Here is an 18,223-nt window from a genome sequence, read left to right as displayed (position 1 = left end):
GGGAAAACCGATGAGCAAGCCAAAAGTGATCCTCACCCGCCGCTGGCCGCGCGAGGTGGAAGCAAAGCTGGCAAGCCGGTTCGACGCGACGTTCAACGAAAGCGACCGGCCTCTCAACCGAAATGGGTTGAGGCTCGCGTTGGAGCAGGCGGACGCTGTTCTGCCAACGGTTTCCGACCGGCTCGACGCCGACCTGTTTGCCGGCGGATCGAGAGCGAAGATTCTCGGCAATTTCGGTGTCGGCTTCAATCACATCGACATCGAAGCGGCGAAAGCCGCGGGGATTGCCGTCACCAACACGCCCGGCGTTTTGACCGACGCGACCGCCGACCTTGCACTTACCCTGCTTTTGATGTGTGCCCGCCGCGCCGGTGAGGGCGAGCGCGAATTGCGTGCCGGCAAATGGTCCGGATGGCGGCCCACGCATCTGTGTGGCACGCATGTCACCGGCAAGACCATAGGCATTATCGGCATGGGCCGCATTGGCCAGGCCGTGGCGCGGCGTTGTCACTTCGGCTTCGGCATGAAGGTGATCTACCACGACGATTTCGCGGGCGATGTGCAGGATTTTCCGGCGCTCCGCATATCCAAGGTCGATCAGGTTTTTGAAGAGGCGGATTTCGTTTCGCTGCACTGCCCAGGCGGCGGCCAAAACATTCACCTGGTCAATGAGCGTCGTCTCGGCCTGATGATGAGATCGGCCATCCTGATCAACACCGCGCGCGGCGACGTGGTTGATGAGGCCGCGCTCATAGCCGCGCTTGAAGACGGACAGATTGCTGGAGCTGGTCTGGATGTGTTCGAGCATGAGCCGAACGTGCCGCGAGCGCTGCGCGAACGGGAGAACGTCGTGTTGCTGCCGCATCTCGGCAGCGCCACTTCGGAAACCCGCGTGGCGATGGGCATGAAGGTGATCGAGAACCTGACCGCCTTTTTCGAGGGACGCCGTCCACCCGACCTAGTTTCCTGACGCAACGCCCGAACGCAAAACTGAGATCGTCGTCCGAGCGGCGGCAGAGGAGATACCATGTCTGATTTTTTCGAAAGAAGCCTCGAGGGCGACCAGCAGATCCTAAAGGCCATTCGTCTTGAACAGCACCGACAGCAATCCGAGATCGAGCTGATCGCGTCGGAGAACATCGTTTCGCCGGCCGTGCTTGCGGCGCAAGGATCGGTGATGACCAACAAATATGCTGAAGGTTACCCGGGCCGCCGCTACTATGGCGGCTGCGAGTACGTGGATCTGGTGGAAGCGGCGGCGATCGAGCGCGCGATGCAGCTCTTCGGTGCCGGCTATGCGAATGTGCAACCTCACTCCGGGGCACAGGCCAATGGTGCCGTTATGATGGCGGTGCTGAAGCCCGGCGACACCTTGATGGGTTTGTCGCTGTCGGCAGGCGGGCATCTGACCCATGGCGCTAAGCCCACGCTCTCCGGCAAATGGTTCGACGCGGTCCAGTACGGCGTCAGGCAGGAGACCAGCCTGATCGACTACGATGAGGTCCAGGCAAAGGCGCTCGAGCACCGGCCGAAGCTGATTATTGCGGGCGGCTCGGCCTATCCGCGCACGATCGATTTTACCCGATTCCGTGAAATCGCGGATTCAGTCGGCGCGCTGCTGATGGTCGATATGGCGCATTTTGCCGGCTTGGTCGCCGGCGGTGTTCATCCCAATCCGGTAGAGCTTGCCGATGTCGTAACCACGACGACGCACAAGACGCTGCGTGGCCCACGCGGCGGCATGATCCTGACCAACAATCCGGATCTTGCCAAGAAGCTGAATTCGGCGGTGTTCCCCGGCCTGCAGGGCGGTCCGTTGATGCATGTTATTGCTGCCAAGGCCGTCGCCTTGGGTGAAGCCTTGGAGGACGGGTTCAAGACCTATGCTCGGCAGATGGTGGCGAATGCCAGAATGCTGGCCGCAACGCTGGGCGAGCGCGGGTTCGACATTGTCTCCGGCGGAACCGATACGCATTTGCTGCTGGTCGACCTGCGCGGCAAGGGCCTGTCCGGCAAGGACGCGGAGGAGGCGTTGGGCAGGGCAGGACTGACCTGCAATAAGAACGGCATTCCCTTCGATCCGGCGCCGCCTGCCGTCACCTCCGGCATCCGTCTCGGCACGCCGGCCGCCACGACGCGAGGTTTCGGAGAAGGCGAGTTCGCCCGTGTCGGCAATCTCATAGCCGATGTCCTTGACTCGGTCGGAACGCAATCGGGCGCCGAACAGGAGAAGGCAGCTCGGCAGTCGGTCGAGGAGCTTTGCGAGGCATTCCCGATCTACGAGGCCAAGCATCGTTGACCCATCTTTGCTCTGCTCGGACGTTGCCGGCCTGCGCTCGCGCACCCATCCTGTGGCGCTCGGCATTCCCTACAACAAGGAATACTTCCCGGTCAGCTGGCCGGGCGGAAGGGCTTTGCCAGCGATGCCGGGAAATGCAGCGCCAGCATCTGCCGGTTTCGCGAGATCAGCACCAGCACGATGATGGTGGCCAGATAGGGCAGGGCAGAGAGGAGCTCGGACGGCAACTCCAGTCCGAGCGCCTGCCCCTGCAGCTGTAGGATCGTCATGCCGCCGAACAGCCAGGCGCCAAGCAGGATGCGCAGCGGCCGCCAGGTGGCGAACACGACCAGCGCCAGCGCGATCCAGCCCTTGCCGGCGGTCATGTTCTCGACCCAGAGCGGCGTGTAGGCGACCGACAAATAGGCGCCCGCCAGGCCGGCCATCGCCCCGCCGAACAGCACGGCCATGTATCTGATCCTGATCACCGGATAGCCGATCGCATGCGACGTCTGCGGTGACTCCCCGATCGTGCGCAGAACCAGGCCAGCCTTGGTGCGGTAGAGAAACCAGCTAATGGCTGCGAACATCGCAAGAGCCAGATAGACCATCGGGTCGAAGCGGAAGAGCAGCGGACCGATCAGCGGCAGTTCAGACAGGATGGGGATGTTGACGCCATGCAGCGCCTCGATCGGTTCGCTCCCGAAGCCGCGCCCGAGGAAGGCGGACACGCCGGAACCGAAGATCGCCAGCGCCAGTCCGGCCGCATACTGATTGGTGAGGAAGGTCAGCGCAAGAACCCCGAACAGGAGCGAGGCGGCGGCTCCCGCCAGCGCGCCGGCAAGGATAGCGACAGGCATCGAATAGCCCGCTGTGACGGCGCCAAAAGCCAATGCCGCACCCATCAGCATCATGCCTTCAATACCAAGGTTGAGAACGCCGGACTTCTCGACCACGAGCTCGCCGAGGGCCGCGAATATCAGCGGCGTGGCGGCGATGATAGTGCCGGTAAAGATAGCGATGAACAGATCCATCATGCAGTCTCCAGCGCATGCGTGTCTCGGGCCGGCCGTACCAGACGAACGCGATAGAAAATGAAGAAGTCGGCGGCGAGCAGGAAGAACAGAAGGATGCCCTGGAAGATGCGCGTCAGTGCCGAGGGCAGGCCCAGCGTCATCTGCACGCCTTCGCCGCCGAGGAAAAGCAGCGACATCAACAACCCGCCGAGAACGATGCCAAACGCATGCAACCGTCCGATGAAGGCGACGATGATGGCCGCGAATCCGTAGCCGGGCGAAATCTGCGGCGAGAGCTGGCCGAGCGGCCCGGCGGCCTCCGCCATGCCGGCGATGCCGGCAGCCGCACCTCCCGCCAGCAGTCCGATCCAGACGGCGGCGGATTCTCGAAAGCCGGCATAGCGGGCGGCAAGCGGTGCTGCGCCACTCACCGACATCTTGTAGCCAAGGAAGCTGCGGTCGGTGAACAGCCACATCACGAGCACGGCAACGACGGTGATAAAGATCGAAGGGTTGAGCCGGTAGGCGGGGTCGAAGGATTCGAACAGGGCGGCTGTCGGCAGAAGCGCTGTCTGCGGATAATTGAAACCGGCCGGATCACGCCACGGCCCATGCACGAGATAGGACAGGAACAGAGTGGCGATATAGGTCATCATCAGCGTGACCAGGATCTCGTTGGTGTTCATGCGGGCGCGCAGGAAGGCTGGAATTGCGCCCCACGCCATGCCGGCGCCCATGCCGGCAACGAACATCAACGGCAACAGCAGCAGGCTGTCGGGGTTCGGCCAGAAGAGGCCGACGCCACTCGCCGCAATCGCGCCCATGGTGAATTGGCCCTCGGCGCCGATGTTCCAGACATTGGCGCGGAAGCCGACCGCTAGCCCGCAGGCGATGAGGATTAGTGGTGACGCCTTCAGCAGCCATTCCGACAGCCCGTTCATTGAACTGAGGGGCTCGACGAAGAAGGCGTAGAGCGTCGGCAGCGGATCGTGTCCGAGCGAGGCAAAGAAGATCGAGCCGACGACCAGCGTCAATGCCGACGCCAGAATCGGTGCCGCGACACGCATCGCAGCCGAAGGCTCCGGCCGTTGTTCAATCCTGAAGCGCAACGTCGCCCCTCCCACTTGCCATTTCGTCCTTGCTCATCGTTCGGCCGGTCATCAGCAGTCCGATCTCCTCGCGATCGGTCGTCTTGCGTATGAGCGGTGGTGACACCCGGCCTTTGCAGATCACCAGAAGCCGGTCGCAAATCTCGAACAGTTCGTCGAGTTCTTCGGAGACCACGAGCACCGCCGCACCGGCGCGGCTGAGATCGACGATAGTCTGGCGGATGAAGGCGCTGGCACCGACGTCGACGCCCCAGGTCGGCTGGGAAACAAGCAGCAGCTTCGGCTCGAGCGCGATTTCGCGTCCGACGATGAATTTCTGCAAATTGCCGCCCGACAGGCTCTGTGCCGTCGAACCCGGACCGTTGGCTTTGACCTTGAATCTGTCGATGATGGCGGCTGCGAAAGCGCTGGCCCTGCGCCGGTCGACCAGGCCTTTACGGACGGTGCCGCACCGATGGGCGGTCAACACCGTGTTTTCCCACAGTGTATGCGAGGGTACGGCGCCACGCCCGAGCCGTTCCTCGGGAACGAAGGCGAGACCGAGCTTGCGGCGCTCGTCGGCACGAAGGCGAGCCGCAGGAGTACCGCAAATCACGATCGCGTCATTGTTGTGATGGGTGCGCTCGCCGCTGAGCAGGGCGATAAGCTCCGCCTGGCCGTTTCCGGACACTCCCGCCAGGCCGACGATTTCCCCGCCATGAACCTTGAAGGAAACATCCTTCAGATCCACGCCGAAATGATCTCTTGCCTTGACCGAAAGGTTATTTACCTCGAGCACTGGCTTCTGGCTTGGGGTCGGCGGGCTGACATGCATTTCGGGCAGCTTCGAGCCGACCATCATGCGGGCGAGCTCGAGCGACGTCGTCTCCTTCGGCCGAGCGGTGCCAGTGACCTTGCCGTTGCGCAGCACGGTTGCGGTGTCGCAGAGCTCCTGCACCTCGTCGAGCTTGTGGCTGATATAGACGATGCTGCAGCCCTCGGCGGCGAGCTGCCGCAGCGTCTCGAACAGCTTGACCACGGCCTGTGGCGTCAAAACCGATGTCGGCTCGTCGAGGATCAGAAGCTTGGGCGCCTGCAGCAGGCAGCGCACGATCTCCACGCGCTGGCGCTCGCCGACCGAGAGGTCATGCACCTGGCGATGGGGATCGATCGGCATGCCGTATCGAAGCGAAAGCTCGCGGATCTTCTCGGCGAGGGAGGGCAAGTGGAAGGCGCTGCTTGCCGAAAGCGCGATGTTTTCGACGACCGAAACGGATTCGAACAGCGCGAAATGCTGGTAGACCATCTCAATGCCGAGCGCGCGCGACGTCGCCGGATTATGCGCGGCGATAAGCTTGCCGTCGCAATAGATCTCGCCGGAATCGGCCTGCGCGGCGCCGTAGATGATCTTCATCAGCGTCGACTTGCCGGCGCCGTTCTCGCCTAGCACGGCATGGATCTCGCCGGGCTGGATCGAAAGCGAGACGTCGTCATTGGCGACGACGCCGGGATAGCGCTTCGAGACGTTGCGCAATTCTAATCGCGGATGCATGGCGGTCCTGCCGTGGCGTGAAGCGAGGTTGGACGGGAATCAGGCAGGGAGGCGCCGAAGCGGCGGCTTCGGCACCTTCCTGGGTCTTGCAGAGGATCAGCTCAACCTGCCGATCATTCCCTTGACGAACCAGTTAATGCCGCGAATGCCGTCGTCGGCGAGAACCGAACCGGCGGCAACCTTGACGTTGCCGTCCTGGTCTTTCAGTTCGCCGGCATAGGGGTGCACCTTGCCGCTGCCGACATCGGCTTCGAGCTGCTTGAGCTTGGCCTTCGTATCGGCCGGCATGCCGTCATTGTAGGGCGCCATCTTCACCACACCGGCGGCCAGTCCATCCCAGCGCACTTCAGGTTTCCAGGTGCCGGCGGCGACAGCCTTGGCCGCGCCGACATAGTCGCTGGTCCAGTCGAGGACAAACGAAGTCAGCTGTTTGCCCGACGCGAACTTCGCCATATCGCTGGCATAGCCGATCGACCAAGCGCCGCCTTCGCCAGCGACCTGCACGCCGGTCGCTGTTCCGGTTGTCGAGCATATTACGTCACAACCTTGTGAAAGCAGCGTCTTGGCGGCTTCCTTTTCCTTGCCGGGATCGAACCAGGAATTGAGGAAGATGGCGTTGCAGGTGGCATTGGCGTTAACGCTCTGCGCGCCGAGCAGCAGCGCGTTGGCCATGCCAACTACGTCCGGGATAGGAAAGCCGCCAATAAAACCGATCCTGCCTGCCTTCGACATATAGCCGGCGGCAGCTCCCGCCACGAAGGTGCCTTCGTGATATTTGGCTTCGAATGTGCCGAGATTGGCTAAGTGCATGATGCCGGAACAATGTTCGAATGCCACCTGGGGGAAGCGGGGCGCCACTTTTTGCATCGGCGTTCCATGCGAAAAACTTGTACCGAAGATCAGCTTGTTGCCGGCGCTGGCGAGCTCTCGGAAGATACGCTCGGCGTCCTGCGGCATGAAGATGTTGTCTATCACCGTTAGGGCGACCATGTCGCCAAACTGAGCCTTTAGCGCATCGACGGCGAGCGAATGTTGCTTTGTCCAGCCAATTTCAGCTTCGGTATCTACGTAGACGACTCCAATCTTCAACGGCTCGTTCGCAAAAGAAATTTTGGCAAAAGTACTAACGCCTAGTGCGGCGCCGGTGTATTTCAGAACCTGCCTCCTGTCTATTTCAAACATTTCAGCGCTTCCCCTTGTTTTGGCTTGCTAGTCGATCGTTGCTTGCTCTGGTCTCACCGAAGTCATTTGCGCGTGTGAACGTGCTGCCGCAATTGTGTGACCACAATATTTCTGTCAGGCGTTGAGTCAGAAAGCTTGGCGGTTGCCTCGCCCTCTCTCGCAAGATAGGGTCGGAGAGCTTCTGGCAGACTCAATTCAGGAAACACCTGCCGGTCCATAACGTAGCCCCGAATCACAGCCCTATAGTGCGCATCGGTCAATTCCATGGCCTGCTTGAGGCGTCCCTTTTCCAGCAAGTCGACCAAACGCGAGTGATCGTCCAACAGATTGCAATAGTCCCAGTCAGCTGTGACCAACGAACGTATCAACGTCGTTCGCCGCACAAGTTGGGCGTGCATCTCCTGCATGACTCTGTTTCTACTCAGGCGGAGAACCAGCGTATGAAATTCCTGACCTAGTACGTCTGCCAAGGCATGATTGCCATCGACTGTCGCTTGACGCTGCCGCTCGATCTGTTGGCGAAGCTCCGCCCAGCCGGCGGGCCCAAGGCGCTCGCTCAGCTGGGCAGCCACACCCTGTTCGATCAAACTTAGGGCATCGTAGATCTCTAGTGCGTCCTGCATTGACGGGCGGGCGACGAAGGCACCCCGGTTACGCTCCATATGGACGAGGTCATCGTCGCTCAGCCTGATCAATGCCTGCCGTACAACAATGCGGCTGCACTGGAAGATTTCTGCAAGTTCACGCTCACCAAGCTTACATCCCGGTACCAGACGATGGTCCATAATCGCTCGGATCAAAATGTCCGCAATCTTGTGTGACTGGCTTGGCACGTCAGCCTCTCCTGTATGTCATGCACTTTGTGTGCGGATACTTGCCAGAAACCAACAGCCGCACTTCATTTCCACGCGAAGGAGTCGACGGTTCCATGGCAATCTGGCTACAAACTTTAGTATGACTGGCAAAAAAAAAAATTCAATATGGGTTGCAAAAAAAAGAAATTGGTATCCAATGTTGTGAGAGTTGGTTGTCGATACGCTCTGAAGTGGGACTGATGGAGGTGGTCGTCATGGTCGGTGATTTTGGACTTCGCAACGACTGGCACGTGGTGGCAGACCAGGCAAACCTGCTTGGCGTAGACCAGTTCGATACGCGCCTTTTAGGCGCGGACATCACCGTGCGTCGGCAAGCGCGAGACGGCTTTGAGGTGGTCCGCAACGATACCGGCGAACCGGTGCACTCCACGCAGCGGTACGGCTACATATGGGCGTGCCTCGGAACACCGGAGCGAGAGATCCTGTTCATCCCAGAGGCGACTGAACCAGATCGACATCTCGTTACTGCGGGCTCGATCGCTGTGAGGGTATCAGGACTACGCGCGGTCGAAAATTTTCTGGACATGGCCCATTTTCCATTTTTGCATACCGGATGGTTGGGGGAAGAGCCCCACACCGAAGTAACACCCTATAAAGTCGAACTTACGGCAGAAGATGAACTAGTCGCGACGGAATGCAAATTCTTTCAGCCTGTGTCTTTCCCAACCGCTAAAGGTGGATTCATTGTCGAATACACCTACAAAGTATTCCGCCCTTACACGGTGGCGCTTTATAAAACTAATTCGGTAGTCACGCATCGTCGCGACGTTATTGTTCTTTTTGTTCAACCGGTAGATGAAGAGAACTGCGTCGCCCATCCCTTCCTCTGCTACGTCAAGGAAGGTGTCGACGTGGCTACCGTCCGAGCCTTCACACAGCTGATTTTCGGGCAGGATAAGCCGATCCTTGAAAATCAGGTTCCCAAGCGCCTGCCTCTCGATCCCCGCGCCGAGACGCCGATCCGTGCCGATGCCGTGTCGGTTTCATACCGCCGGTGGCTTCGCGACCGGTCGATTACATACGGCGCCATTCCCGCGAACGCCTAACGGCGCATTTCATACAGGAAGATGAGAATGTCCTTATCAAGATGTTCAGATCGGGCGATCCTCGATCTCTGGCACCCTATCGGCGCCATCGCCGAATTTTTGCCTGGGGGTGTTCAGGACACTGTATTGCTCGAGGAGCGTCTGAAGTTCGAGGTCGGGTCCGACGGTCAAGCGGTGGTCTGGCGTTTTCGGCCTGATCTGCTACGTGCCAACCAGGTTTCGCCTGCCGATAGGCTTCCTGCGAGAAGTGCCTATGGCTATGTCTGGACTTCGCTCGGATCTCCGCCTCCGAACCTATTCTCCATCCCAGAATATGCTGAGCCTGACCGGCGCAATATGAACGCTGCAACAGTTGGCGTTCATGTCTCGGCGCCTCGCGCAATCGAGAACTTTTTGGATATGGGGCACTTTCCGTATGTCCACACCGACATCCTCGGCGCGGAACCCCACACCGAGGTCAAAGAATATGACGTGGAGGTCTCGATTGAGCGCGACGAGATCCTTGCTACGCGTTGTCGCTTTTACCAGCCTATGGCCTCTACTGCTTCCTCTGGTGGCGCGGATGTCGAATATATTTATCGCGTGCCGCATCCTTATTGCTCAGTTCTGTATAAATCGAGCCCAATCGACATGAGCCGGCTAGATGTGATTGCGGTTTTCATGCAAGCGACGGATCAGGAGCATGTACGTGCACACATGCTCATGAGCGTCCTCGACAACAACAATGAGGACAAAATCATCAAGCGGTTCCAGCAGACGATATTCGGCCAGGACAAGCCGATCCTCGAGAACCAGGTGCCAAAGCGCCTGCCGCTGGACCCGCGCGCTGAAACACCGATCCGGGCCGACAAGTCGGCCATCGCCTATCGGCGTTGGCTTAGCCAAAAGGGCGTGACCTACGGCGTCATCCCGGTCGCGGCCTGACAAGATTTTTGGAGACGACGAATGTTGCAAGAAGCCAGGAACCGGTGGCATCCGATTGCCGCTGCCCATGATTTGCCCCACCGCCACGTTTTCCATGGCCAGTTGCTTGGCCGGGAATTTGCTGTCTGGCGCGCCGATGACGGGTACGTCAACATCTGGGAGAACCGCTGCCTGCACCGCGGCGTAAGGCTGTCGATCGGTGTCAATGACGGGCGTGAACTGAAGTGCCAGTACCATGGCTGGCGCTATTCGAACCGCACCGCCGGCTGTACCTATATTCCGGCGCATCCCGCCGATGCACCGGCCCGCACCATCACCAACCGCACCTTTCCGGCCGTGGAGCGTTATGGGCTTGTCTGGTCCTCGGAGGAGCCGCAAGGGGAAGTTCCAGATGTAACTTGGCTGTCGGAGGAACAGTTGCTTGCCTTGCGCGGCATTCCGGTCAATGCGCCTGCCGACAAGGTCGTGGAAACGCTGAAGGCCTATCGTTTCCAACCCAGTGGGGCCGTCGAGGGTGACAGTGCCGAGATCGTCGTGGAAGCCGTGCAGGATTTTGCCGTGGCGCTGCGCTCCCGTGACGGTAGCGAGGAAACGCATGGCGTCTTCTTCGTTCAACCCGTCGATTCCAACCGCTCGGTCATTCGCGGCGTGCTCGACGGGGAAATCAAGGGAGCGACGCGCATCGCCATTCTGCGCCATCACAACGAGCGGCTTGCCAAGTTGCGCGATGCGGTGGAGCGCGAGGCGGCAAAGTCGATCGCGCCTGCGCCGCTCGAGCCCATCTACGAACGAGTGTCGGCCGAACTCGCCGAGATGCCGGAGTTGACGTCGCATGGTCGCAAGGCGGCGCTGCGCGTCACCGTGGCACGGAAATGGCAGACCGCCGATGGGATCGCCGGATTCGAACTTCGCCCGATCAAGGGCATCCTGCCGACGTTCCAGCCTGGGGCGCATATCGACGTTCACATGCCCAATGGCGAGGTCCGGCAATATTCGATCACCAACGGTCCCGGCGAAACCGATGGTTTCACCATCGGCGTCAAACTTGAAAGGGATTCGAAGGGCGGCTCGAAATGCATGCACGAGACCGTGCGTGAAGGCGATGTGCTGGCGATTTCAGAGCCACGCAACAACTTCCCGCTGCGCCGCGATGCGATCAAGACGCTGTTCGTTGCCGGCGGCATCGGCATCACACCGCTGCTGGCCATGGCGCAGGCGCTGAAGAACCAGGATTTGACGCATGAGCTTCACTACTTCGCGCAAGGGCAAGAGCATCTTGCTTTCGCCGATCGGCTGAAGCGGCTCGGCGATGCGCTGAAGCCGCATCTCGGGCTCTCACCCGATCAGACGGGCGCCGAGCTTCGCCAGATCCTCACTGGCTACCGGGACGGCATGCATCTCTACATCTGCGGTCCCGGTCCGATGCTGGAGGCCGCGCGCAAGATCGCGGCGGAGCAGGGTTGGCTCGACAGTGCTGTGCATTTCGAGTATTTCAAGAACACCAACAAGATCGACGACAGTTCGAGCTTCGAGGTGGCGCTGGCGCGGTCCTGTGTCACTCTCCATGTGCCGGCCGGAAAGACCATCCTGCAGGTCATGCGCGAGAGCGGTATCGACGTGCCATCCTCCTGCGAGCAAGGCGCCTGCGGCACGTGCATTGCCACCGTGATTGAAGGTGAGCCGGACCATCAGGACGTTTATCTCAACGACGACGAGCGCAAGTCCGGCACGAAGATAATGACCTGCGTCTCGCGCGCCAAGTCGGCGCGCCTCGTTCTGGATATCTAGGAGCCGCCAATGATCTCGCTTTATGACTACGAACTGTCTGGCAACTGCTACAAATTGCGGCTCCTGATGAGCTTCCTCGGCGTCGACTACAAGACGGTGCCGATCGACTTCTATCCCGGCCGCGAGCACAAGTCAGAGGCGTTCCTGAAGCTCAACCCGCTCGGCCAGTTGCCGGTCATCGACGACGACGGGATGATCCTGCGCGATGCCCAGGCCATCCTCGTCTATCTCGCGTCGAAATACGATCCGTCGGGCAAATGGTATCCGAGGGACAACCCGGCGCTTCTCGGCGAGATCAGCCAGTGGTTGGCTTTCGCCGACGGCATCACCTCGACGGCGTCCGCCGCCCGCCTGCACGATGCGCTGTTCTACGACTTCGACATCGACGCCGCCCGCGCAGGCGCGCACAGGCTGTTCCGCATACTCGACGAGCATCTCTGGTTCGGCGAACAGGAAGGCCGCGAGTGGATCTGCTCAGGCGCGCATCCGACGATCGCCGATATCGCGTGCTTTCCCTATATCATGCTGTCGGAGGACGGGGGCATTCCGCGTCAGGATTATCCCGCGATCCGTCGCTGGTGCGATCGCGTAAAGCGCATCAAAGGTTTCACCGTGATGTCGGGCGTGTTCCCTGCCGGACCGGCCAAGGCAGCCTGAGCCCTTCAAGATAATCCAGCCGGGTGTGGACCGGCGAGACATTGGGAGTGAACGAATGAAAACGCGTGCAGCGGTTGCTGTTGGTGCGGGAAAGCCGCTCGAGATCATGGAGGTGGACCTCGAGGGTCCGCGCGAGGGAGAGGTGCTGGTCGAGATCAAGGCGACCGGCATCTGCCACACCGACGAATTCACGCTGTCCGGCGCCGATCCCGAGGGCCTGTTTCCGGCGATCCTCGGCCATGAGGGCGCCGGCGTCGTCGTCGATATCGGCAAGGGTGTCACCTCGCTCAAGAAGGGCGACCACGTCATCCCGCTCTATACGCCGGAATGCCGGCAGTGCCCGTCCTGCCTGTCGCGCAAGACCAACCTGTGCACGGCGATCCGCGCCACGCAGGGCCAGGGCCTGATGCCGGACGGCACCTCGCGCTTCTCGATCGGCAAGGACAAGATCTTCCACTATATGGGCTGCTCGACCTTCTCGAACTTCACCGTGCTGCCGGAGATCGCGCTGGCCAAGGTCAATCCCGACGCGCCCTTCGACAAGATATGCTACATCGGCTGCGGCGTCACCACCGGCATTGGTGCTGTCATCAACACCGCCAAGGTCGAGCAAGGCGCGACCGCCGTCGTCTTTGGCCTCGGCGGCATCGGCCTCAACGTCATCCAGGGCTTGAAGCTTGCCGGCGCCGATATGATCATCGGTGTCGACCTCAACAACGACAAGAAGGAATGGGGCGAGAAATTCGGCATGACGCATTTCGTCAATCCAAAGGAGATCGACGGCGATGTCGTGCCCCACCTCGTCAACATGACCAAGCGTGGTGCCGACCAGATCGGCGGCGCCGACTACACGTTCGACTGCACCGGCAGCACCAAGGTGATGCGCCAGGCGCTCGAAGCCTCGCATCGTGGCTGGGGCAAGTCGGTCGTCATCGGCGTCGCCGGCGCTGGCCAGGAGATCTCGACGCGGCCGTTCCAGTTGGTCACCGGCCGCACTTGGATGGGCACCGCCTTCGGTGGTGCGCGCGGCCGCACCGATGTGCCAAAAATCGTCGACTGGTACATGGACGGCAAGATCCAGATCGATCCGATGATCACCCACACGCTGAAGCTCGAGGACATCAACAAGGGCTTTGATCTGATGCATGAGGGCAAGTCGATCAGGAGTGTGGTGGTTTACTGATCGCTTGTAGCCATACGCCGTGCTGAAGGCCTGTGTTCCCAAAATACTCTGCCTCCTCAGCATTGGCGTAAGACCGGCGGCGCAACTAGGCATTCCGGAATGCTCGCGTCGCCGGTCGATCAAATCTGGGTTGCATGGGATGCCCGATGCCTTGGACACCGGCCGTGCTGCCGTGTTGCAGTGCCGGAGAGGAGGTACATGTCACAGTCTTTGAAAATCATCTCCACTGCTAAGTCATATGGCGGCATCCAGGGCGTCTATTCCCACGTATCCGAGGTCTGCGCCTGCGACATGACCTTCGCCGTCTTCGTGCCGCCCCAGGCCAAGGACGGCCGAGTGCCGGTTCTGTGGTACCTGTCGGGATTGACCTGCACGCATGCCAACGTCATGGACAAGGGCGAGTATCGCCGTCTGGCCGCCGAGCTCGGTCTGGCCATCGTTTGCCCCGACACCAGCCCGCGCGGCGCGGATGTTCCCGACGAGAAGGACAATTGGCAGTTCGGCTACGGCGCTGGCTTCTATGTCGACGCGACCGAGCAGCCCTATGCGAAGAACTATCGGATGTATTCCTACGTCGTCCACGAATTGCCGGCACTTGTCGCTGCCAATTTTCCGGTCGATATGTCTTGCCAGTCGATCTTCGGCCATTCGATGGGCGGCCATGGCGCGCTGACGATCGCGCTAAAGAACCCCGACCGGTTCAAGAGCTGTTCGGCATTCGCGCCGATCGTGCAACCCACGACGGCCGGCTGGTCGCGTCTGGCCTTCGAGAACTATCTCGGACCTGACGAGAAAAACTGGCGCGCCTATGACGCGACGCTTCTGATCGAGGACGATAAGCGCTTCCGGGAGTTCCTCGTCGACCAGGGCAGTGCTGACGAGTTCCTACAAGATGGTCTTTGTCCGTGGTTGCTAGAAGAAGCCTGCAAGAAGGCGGGCATCTCGCTCACATTGCGCATGCGCGAGGGCTACGACCATTCCTACAATTTCATCTCCACCTTCATGGACGATCATCTGAGGTGGCATGCCAAACGGTGTTCATGAAGACCAGAGGTCAGGATGACACAACCAGGATCCTGCGCCAGCGAATGTCAGGCACGGCTATGGTGCGTGGCGCTACTTACAGACAATCAGAATCGTATCCTGTTGACCCGGCGGGGAAAGGGCGCCGATACGGCTCGCTGGGGTCTCCCAAGTGGGCCAGTCGGGCGGATGGAGCCGGCCGTTCTGGCCATTGTCAGGGTACTTCATCAAACGCTTGGCCTATTGGTCTGGCCACACCGTATAGTGGCGGTTTCAGACGAAATAGATCAAGTCACCAACGTGAGCAGGTTTTCCGTTGTCTATTCTGCGACGATTGTCTCCGGAAAGCCGAAGATAATCGACGCAAGGGTAATGTGCGAATTTGGTTGGTTCAGCCGATCGGCCCTACCGACGCCGCTCACAGCGGCAACCGTCGACGCCTTAGAAAGCAGGAACTGTATCCAAACCGACGCTTTATCTCGCACTGAAGATGGTGATCAGTAGTGACACATTGTGTGGCCATCGCCGTTGAGCGCATAGGCTATTCAGGCGGCAAAGTTGGCCACGGATAGAATGCCGTTTCGAGCTATCTTGAGTTCCTCACTGCAAATCCTATGCGCTTTGATTGGCCGCAATGTCAAAGCTGACATTCCCCTCTCGGCCCATTTTCAGTCGTCGCGATCGCAGGAAGGCGTGAAATCGGCGTCGCATTGGGGGGGAAGGGAAGGGCGCATTTCTTCCGCCATAACGCCCCCGGAGGACAACTCGCTACTTTTGCTTTCTATCAACCGTCGCGCCCCTTGGGGTTCCTGTGAGGGGCGGGCCGGCATCGCCACGGCCGATCAACTCGCGATGCGCTCGCGCAGAGACCGGGACTTCCAGCCTTCGTATAATGCCTTCAGATTCAGGGCCGTCTGATTGCTTGCTGGTTCCGAACTGATTCAGAACTGGTTCTTATCGAAGGCCGAGCGGGCGCGTAACAGCATGTGCAACGAAAAAACTTGCCAAAAGGGGAACTGGTAATGACAACAGATTATCAAGCGCCATTTGCAGCATTTAAACTGGACAGACGCACCTTCTTGAAGGCGGCGGCGTTGACTGCCGGTGGGGGCGCGGTGGTTTCGTTTGGCCCTGCCCATGCGGATGACGTCACTCCTCTCAGGATTCAATACGACTGGCTGATTGGAAACGGCCAGCTTGGCGACATCGTCGCGCAGCAGAAGGGCTTCTTCAGGGATGAGGGGCTGGAGGTTACCTTCGGCCCGGGAGGGCCCAATGCCCAGACCGTCCCGCCGGTTCTTGCCGGACAGGCGCAGCTCGGCCAGCTTTCGTCCACCGCCCAGTTCTTTACGGCTTTCGAGGCCGGTCGGCCGCTGATGCTTTTCGCCTGCGGCTTCCGCTACTCGCCCTATGCCTACGTCTCTCTCCCGGCCAAGCCGATCAGGACGCCGCAGGATTTCATCGGCAAGACGGTCGCGATCAATCCGAACGGCCGTTACCTGCTCGATCTGATCATGGCCAAGAACGGCCTCGACCGTTCCAAGGTCAACGTCGTGACCATGGGCGCGGACATGACGCCGCTTGTCGCCGGTCAGGTCGACGCGGTCACGGGCTTCCTCACCAACACCAAGGCACTGTCGATTCTTGGGCCTGACATCGTGACGCTGCTACCGGCCAAGACGGGTGTGCCGAACTACGCGAATGCGTATTTCACCGCTGCCGATGCATTTGAACCCCAGAAGCAGAACCTGGCAAAGTTCCTGCGCGCCGTCGCAAGAGGCTGGGGCTGGGCGTTCGAGAACCGCCGCGCCGCGGTGGACATCTTGTGCGACGCGTATCCGGCGATCGATCGGGAGATCGAGTACAAGACCGTCGACCTGATCATGTCGCTCGCCTTTGACGAAATGACAAAGGAGAAAGGCTGGGGTTGGCATGAGCGCGAAAAGCTCTCGACCCAGATCGATCTATTCAAGGAGATCGGGAAGTTCCCTGGCAAAGTCCCCGTCGTCGATGACTGCGTCACATGGGAAATCCTCGAGATGACGGCGGACATCCGTCCCAAGCTGGGTTGATCTTTATGAGCTCTCAGCTTGCCATCAAGGTCGCCGACCTCTCCATGTCCTTTGGAGCGGTCGTCGCCTTCGAGAACATCGAGCTCGATATCGCGACAGGGCGATTCGTGGTCCTTATCGGACCGTCCGGTTGTGGCAAGTCGACCCTGCTGCGCAACATCGCCGATTTGTTGGAAAGCAGCTCGGGCGACATCGAGGTGTTCGGTTCAAGCCCGGGCGCATCCCGTCGCCATCGGCGCTTCTCCTTCGTCTTTCAGGAGGCGACTCTGCTGCCCTGGCGTACCGCGCTGCAGAATGTCGCGCTGCCATTGCAGGTGGGCGGATGGCCGCGCCTCAATCGGGAAAGCCGCGACCCCATGCAATTGCTGGAACTCGTCGGCTTGAAGGGACGTGAGGATGCTTATCCCTGGCAATTGTCGGGCGGACAGAAACAACGTGTCGCCATCGCCAGAGCCCTGGTCACGCAGCCGGACATTCTGCTGATGGATGAGCCGTTCGGTGCACTCGACGAGATCACCCGGGACACTTTGAACGACGAACTGCTGAAGATATGGCATCAGACGGGAACTACGATCATCTTTGTCACCCACAGCCTCTCCGAGGCCGCTTTCCTCGGCCAAACAATCGTCGTGATGGGCGCCCACCCCGGGCGGATCGTGAAGGAGATCAGGCTCGACGCGAAGAAGCCGGCCAATTCGATCGATCGCAAATCCTCCGCTTTTTTCGAGATCACCGCAGACCTGCGGACCGTTCTGGAACAGGCTCATGGGCACGGAGAGCGGCCATGAGGAACGGTTTAGTGTGGCTTTGGCCACTGATCGGGTTCGCGTCGCTGATCGCGTTGTGGCAGGCCGTCATCCTCGGCTTTGGGGTTCGTCCGTTCATAGCGCCGGACCCTCTCACCGTCGGGAGGGCGATCTGGAACTACCGATGGCTGCTGTGGGACAATCTCCGGCCGACGGCGGCTGAAGCCATCGGCGGCTTTTGCATCGGCAACAGCATCGGCTTCCTGCTCGCGACCTTGTTCGTTCACAGCCAGCGGATCAGGAGCATCTATTTCCCGATTGTCGTCCTGTTCAACACCATTCCGATCATCGCCCTGTCACCGGTGCTGATCCTGATCTTCGGCCTGACGATGACTTCTAAGATCGCCATCGCAGCAATCATCTGCATGTTCCCTACACTGGTGAACACGCTGAGGGGGCTGGAGTCCGTGTCGCATTCGGAAATGGAGCTGATGAAGATCCTGTCAGCCACTCGGCGTGAAGTCTTCCTTAGGCTTCGCCTGCCGCGGTCGATGCCGTTTGTTTTCACAGCGCTCAAGATCGCCGCAACCAGCAGCGTGATCGGTGCAATTGTCAGTGAATGGGTCGGCGCCGAACGAGGCATCGGCATGCTCATCATCCAGTCGACTTTCGATTACAGGACCGAACTTCTCTACGCGTCGATCGCCGCTTCATCGGCTCTCGCCCTGTCGATGTTCGGCCTGGTCACATTGCTTGAGCGCTACATCGTCAGATGGCGCGCCAACTAAAACAA

General features: G+C 60.1%; 16 protein-coding genes. 11 read left to right on the top strand and 5 right to left on the bottom strand.

The window, feature by feature from the left end:
- Nucleotides 1–10: 10 nt before the first annotated feature.
- Nucleotides 11–970: a 2-hydroxyacid dehydrogenase gene (locus NKH37_RS01460; RefSeq protein ID WP_353004437.1), complete on the top strand. Its 960-nt coding sequence runs from the start codon at nt 11–13 to the stop codon at nt 968–970.
- 57 nt (nt 971–1,027) lie between these two features.
- Entirely contained in the window at nt 1,028–2,299 is a 1,272-nt protein-coding gene (glyA, locus tag NKH37_RS01455) for a serine hydroxymethyltransferase (RefSeq protein ID WP_353004438.1), read from the top strand.
- A 92-nt stretch (nt 2,300–2,391) separates the two neighbouring features.
- Here glyA and NKH37_RS01450 read toward each other — a convergent pair whose 3' ends face one another.
- From NKH37_RS01450 to NKH37_RS01430, 5 genes are all read right to left on the bottom strand, one after another.
- Nucleotides 2,392–3,312 carry an ABC transporter permease gene (locus NKH37_RS01450; protein ID WP_353004659.1) on the bottom strand — a complete coding sequence of 307 codons (921 nt, stop codon included), beginning with the start codon at nt 3,310–3,312 and terminating at the stop codon, nt 2,392–2,394.
- Complete coding sequence (locus tag NKH37_RS01445) at nt 3,312–4,403, bottom strand: ABC transporter permease (RefSeq protein ID WP_353004440.1); 1,092 nt, start codon at nt 4,401–4,403, stop codon at nt 3,312–3,314. The genes NKH37_RS01450 and NKH37_RS01445 overlap by 1 nt, the downstream gene beginning before the upstream one ends.
- Complete coding sequence (locus NKH37_RS01440; protein ID WP_353004442.1) at nt 4,387–5,934, bottom strand: ABC transporter ATP-binding protein; 1,548 nt, start codon at nt 5,932–5,934, stop codon at nt 4,387–4,389. Before NKH37_RS01440 ends, NKH37_RS01445 begins: the two co-directional genes overlap by 17 nt.
- Nucleotides 5,935–6,030: 96 nt before the next feature.
- Entirely contained in the window at nt 6,031–7,116 is a 1,086-nt protein-coding gene (locus NKH37_RS01435; RefSeq protein ID WP_353004443.1) for a BMP family ABC transporter substrate-binding protein, read from the bottom strand.
- A 62-nt stretch (nt 7,117–7,178) separates the two neighbouring features.
- Nucleotides 7,179–7,901 (bottom strand): GntR family transcriptional regulator, encoded by a 723-nt coding sequence (locus NKH37_RS01430; RefSeq protein ID WP_502895861.1) that lies wholly within the window; start codon nt 7,899–7,901, stop codon nt 7,179–7,181.
- A gap of 269 nt (nt 7,902–8,170) precedes the next feature.
- Here NKH37_RS01430 and NKH37_RS01425 point away from each other — a divergent pair, with 269 nt between their 5' ends.
- The 9 genes from NKH37_RS01425 to NKH37_RS01380 all read left to right on the top strand — a co-directional run bounded on the left by NKH37_RS01425 (nt 8,171) and on the right by NKH37_RS01380 (nt 18,218).
- Nucleotides 8,171–9,037, top strand: a complete 867-nt coding sequence (locus tag NKH37_RS01425) for an aromatic ring-hydroxylating dioxygenase subunit alpha (protein WP_353004445.1) — start codon at nt 8,171–8,173, stop codon at nt 9,035–9,037.
- Nucleotides 9,038–9,064: 27 nt separating this feature from the next.
- Complete coding sequence (locus NKH37_RS01420) at nt 9,065–9,961, top strand: aromatic ring-hydroxylating dioxygenase subunit alpha (RefSeq protein ID WP_352860529.1); 897 nt, start codon at nt 9,065–9,067, stop codon at nt 9,959–9,961.
- 21 nt (nt 9,962–9,982) lie between these two features.
- On the top strand, nt 9,983–11,749 hold the full coding sequence (locus tag NKH37_RS01415; RefSeq protein ID WP_353040754.1) for a Rieske 2Fe-2S domain-containing protein: 1,767 nt from the start codon (nt 9,983–9,985) through the stop codon (nt 11,747–11,749).
- Nucleotides 11,750–11,758: 9 nt separating this feature from the next.
- Nucleotides 11,759–12,406, top strand: coding sequence for a glutathione S-transferase family protein (locus tag NKH37_RS01410; RefSeq protein WP_353004449.1), 648 nt, complete (start codon nt 11,759–11,761; stop codon nt 12,404–12,406).
- Nucleotides 12,407–12,461: 55 nt separating this feature from the next.
- Nucleotides 12,462–13,589 (top strand): S-(hydroxymethyl)glutathione dehydrogenase/class III alcohol dehydrogenase, encoded by a 1,128-nt coding sequence (locus tag NKH37_RS01405; RefSeq protein ID WP_353004451.1) that lies wholly within the window; start codon nt 12,462–12,464, stop codon nt 13,587–13,589.
- 198 nt (nt 13,590–13,787) lie between these two features.
- Nucleotides 13,788–14,633 (top strand): S-formylglutathione hydrolase, encoded by an 846-nt coding sequence (gene fghA, locus NKH37_RS01400; RefSeq protein ID WP_353040752.1) that lies wholly within the window; start codon nt 13,788–13,790, stop codon nt 14,631–14,633.
- A gap of 980 nt (nt 14,634–15,613) precedes the next feature.
- Nucleotides 15,614–16,684 (top strand): ABC transporter substrate-binding protein, encoded by a 1,071-nt coding sequence (locus NKH37_RS01390; RefSeq protein WP_353040750.1) that lies wholly within the window; start codon nt 15,614–15,616, stop codon nt 16,682–16,684.
- Between the two features lie 5 nt (nt 16,685–16,689).
- Entirely contained in the window at nt 16,690–17,472 is a 783-nt protein-coding gene (locus tag NKH37_RS01385; protein ID WP_353004459.1) for an ABC transporter ATP-binding protein, read from the top strand.
- The gene (locus NKH37_RS01380) at nt 17,469–18,218 is read left to right on the top strand and encodes an ABC transporter permease (protein WP_353004462.1); all 750 of its coding nucleotides are present in this window, start codon (nt 17,469–17,471) and stop codon (nt 18,216–18,218) included. Before NKH37_RS01385 ends, NKH37_RS01380 begins: the two co-directional genes overlap by 4 nt.
- The last annotated feature ends 5 nt before the right edge of the window (nt 18,219–18,223 follow it).

The sequence above is a fragment of the Mesorhizobium sp. M1217 genome (assembly GCF_040318275.1).
Lineage (GTDB): Bacteria > Pseudomonadota > Alphaproteobacteria > Rhizobiales > Rhizobiaceae > Mesorhizobium.
The sequence above is the reverse complement of the archived record's forward strand: the minus strand, read 5'-3'. Positions and strand labels throughout refer to the sequence as shown.

Bases quoted from the DNA above. Each gene is read 5' to 3' on its own strand.
- NKH37_RS01460 (WP_353004437.1), top strand. From the start codon at position 11: ATGAGCAAGCCAAAAGTGATCCTCACCCGCCGCTGGCCGCGCGAGGTG.
- glyA (WP_353004438.1), top strand. From the start codon at position 1,028: ATGTCTGATTTTTTCGAAAGAAGCCTCGAGGGCGACCAGCAGATCCTA.
- NKH37_RS01450 (WP_353004659.1), bottom strand. From the start codon at position 3,312: ATGGATCTGTTCATCGCTATCTTTACCGGCACTATCATCGCCGCCACG.
- NKH37_RS01440 (WP_353004442.1), bottom strand. From the start codon at position 5,934: ATGCATCCGCGATTAGAATTGCGCAACGTCTCGAAGCGCTATCCCGGC.
- NKH37_RS01435 (WP_353004443.1), bottom strand. From the start codon at position 7,116: ATGTTTGAAATAGACAGGAGGCAGGTTCTGAAATACACCGGCGCCGCA.
- NKH37_RS01430 (WP_502895861.1), bottom strand. From the start codon at position 7,901: ATGGACCATCGTCTGGTACCGGGATGTAAGCTTGGTGAGCGTGAACTT.
- NKH37_RS01425 (WP_353004445.1), top strand. From the start codon at position 8,171: ATGGAGGTGGTCGTCATGGTCGGTGATTTTGGACTTCGCAACGACTGG.
- NKH37_RS01420 (WP_352860529.1), top strand. From the start codon at position 9,065: ATGTCCTTATCAAGATGTTCAGATCGGGCGATCCTCGATCTCTGGCAC.
- NKH37_RS01415 (WP_353040754.1), top strand. From the start codon at position 9,983: ATGTTGCAAGAAGCCAGGAACCGGTGGCATCCGATTGCCGCTGCCCAT.
- NKH37_RS01410 (WP_353004449.1), top strand. From the start codon at position 11,759: ATGATCTCGCTTTATGACTACGAACTGTCTGGCAACTGCTACAAATTG.
- NKH37_RS01405 (WP_353004451.1), top strand. From the start codon at position 12,462: ATGAAAACGCGTGCAGCGGTTGCTGTTGGTGCGGGAAAGCCGCTCGAG.
- fghA (WP_353040752.1), top strand. From the start codon at position 13,788: ATGTCACAGTCTTTGAAAATCATCTCCACTGCTAAGTCATATGGCGGC.
- NKH37_RS01385 (WP_353004459.1), top strand. From the start codon at position 16,690: ATGAGCTCTCAGCTTGCCATCAAGGTCGCCGACCTCTCCATGTCCTTT.
- NKH37_RS01380 (WP_353004462.1), top strand. From the start codon at position 17,469: ATGAGGAACGGTTTAGTGTGGCTTTGGCCACTGATCGGGTTCGCGTCG.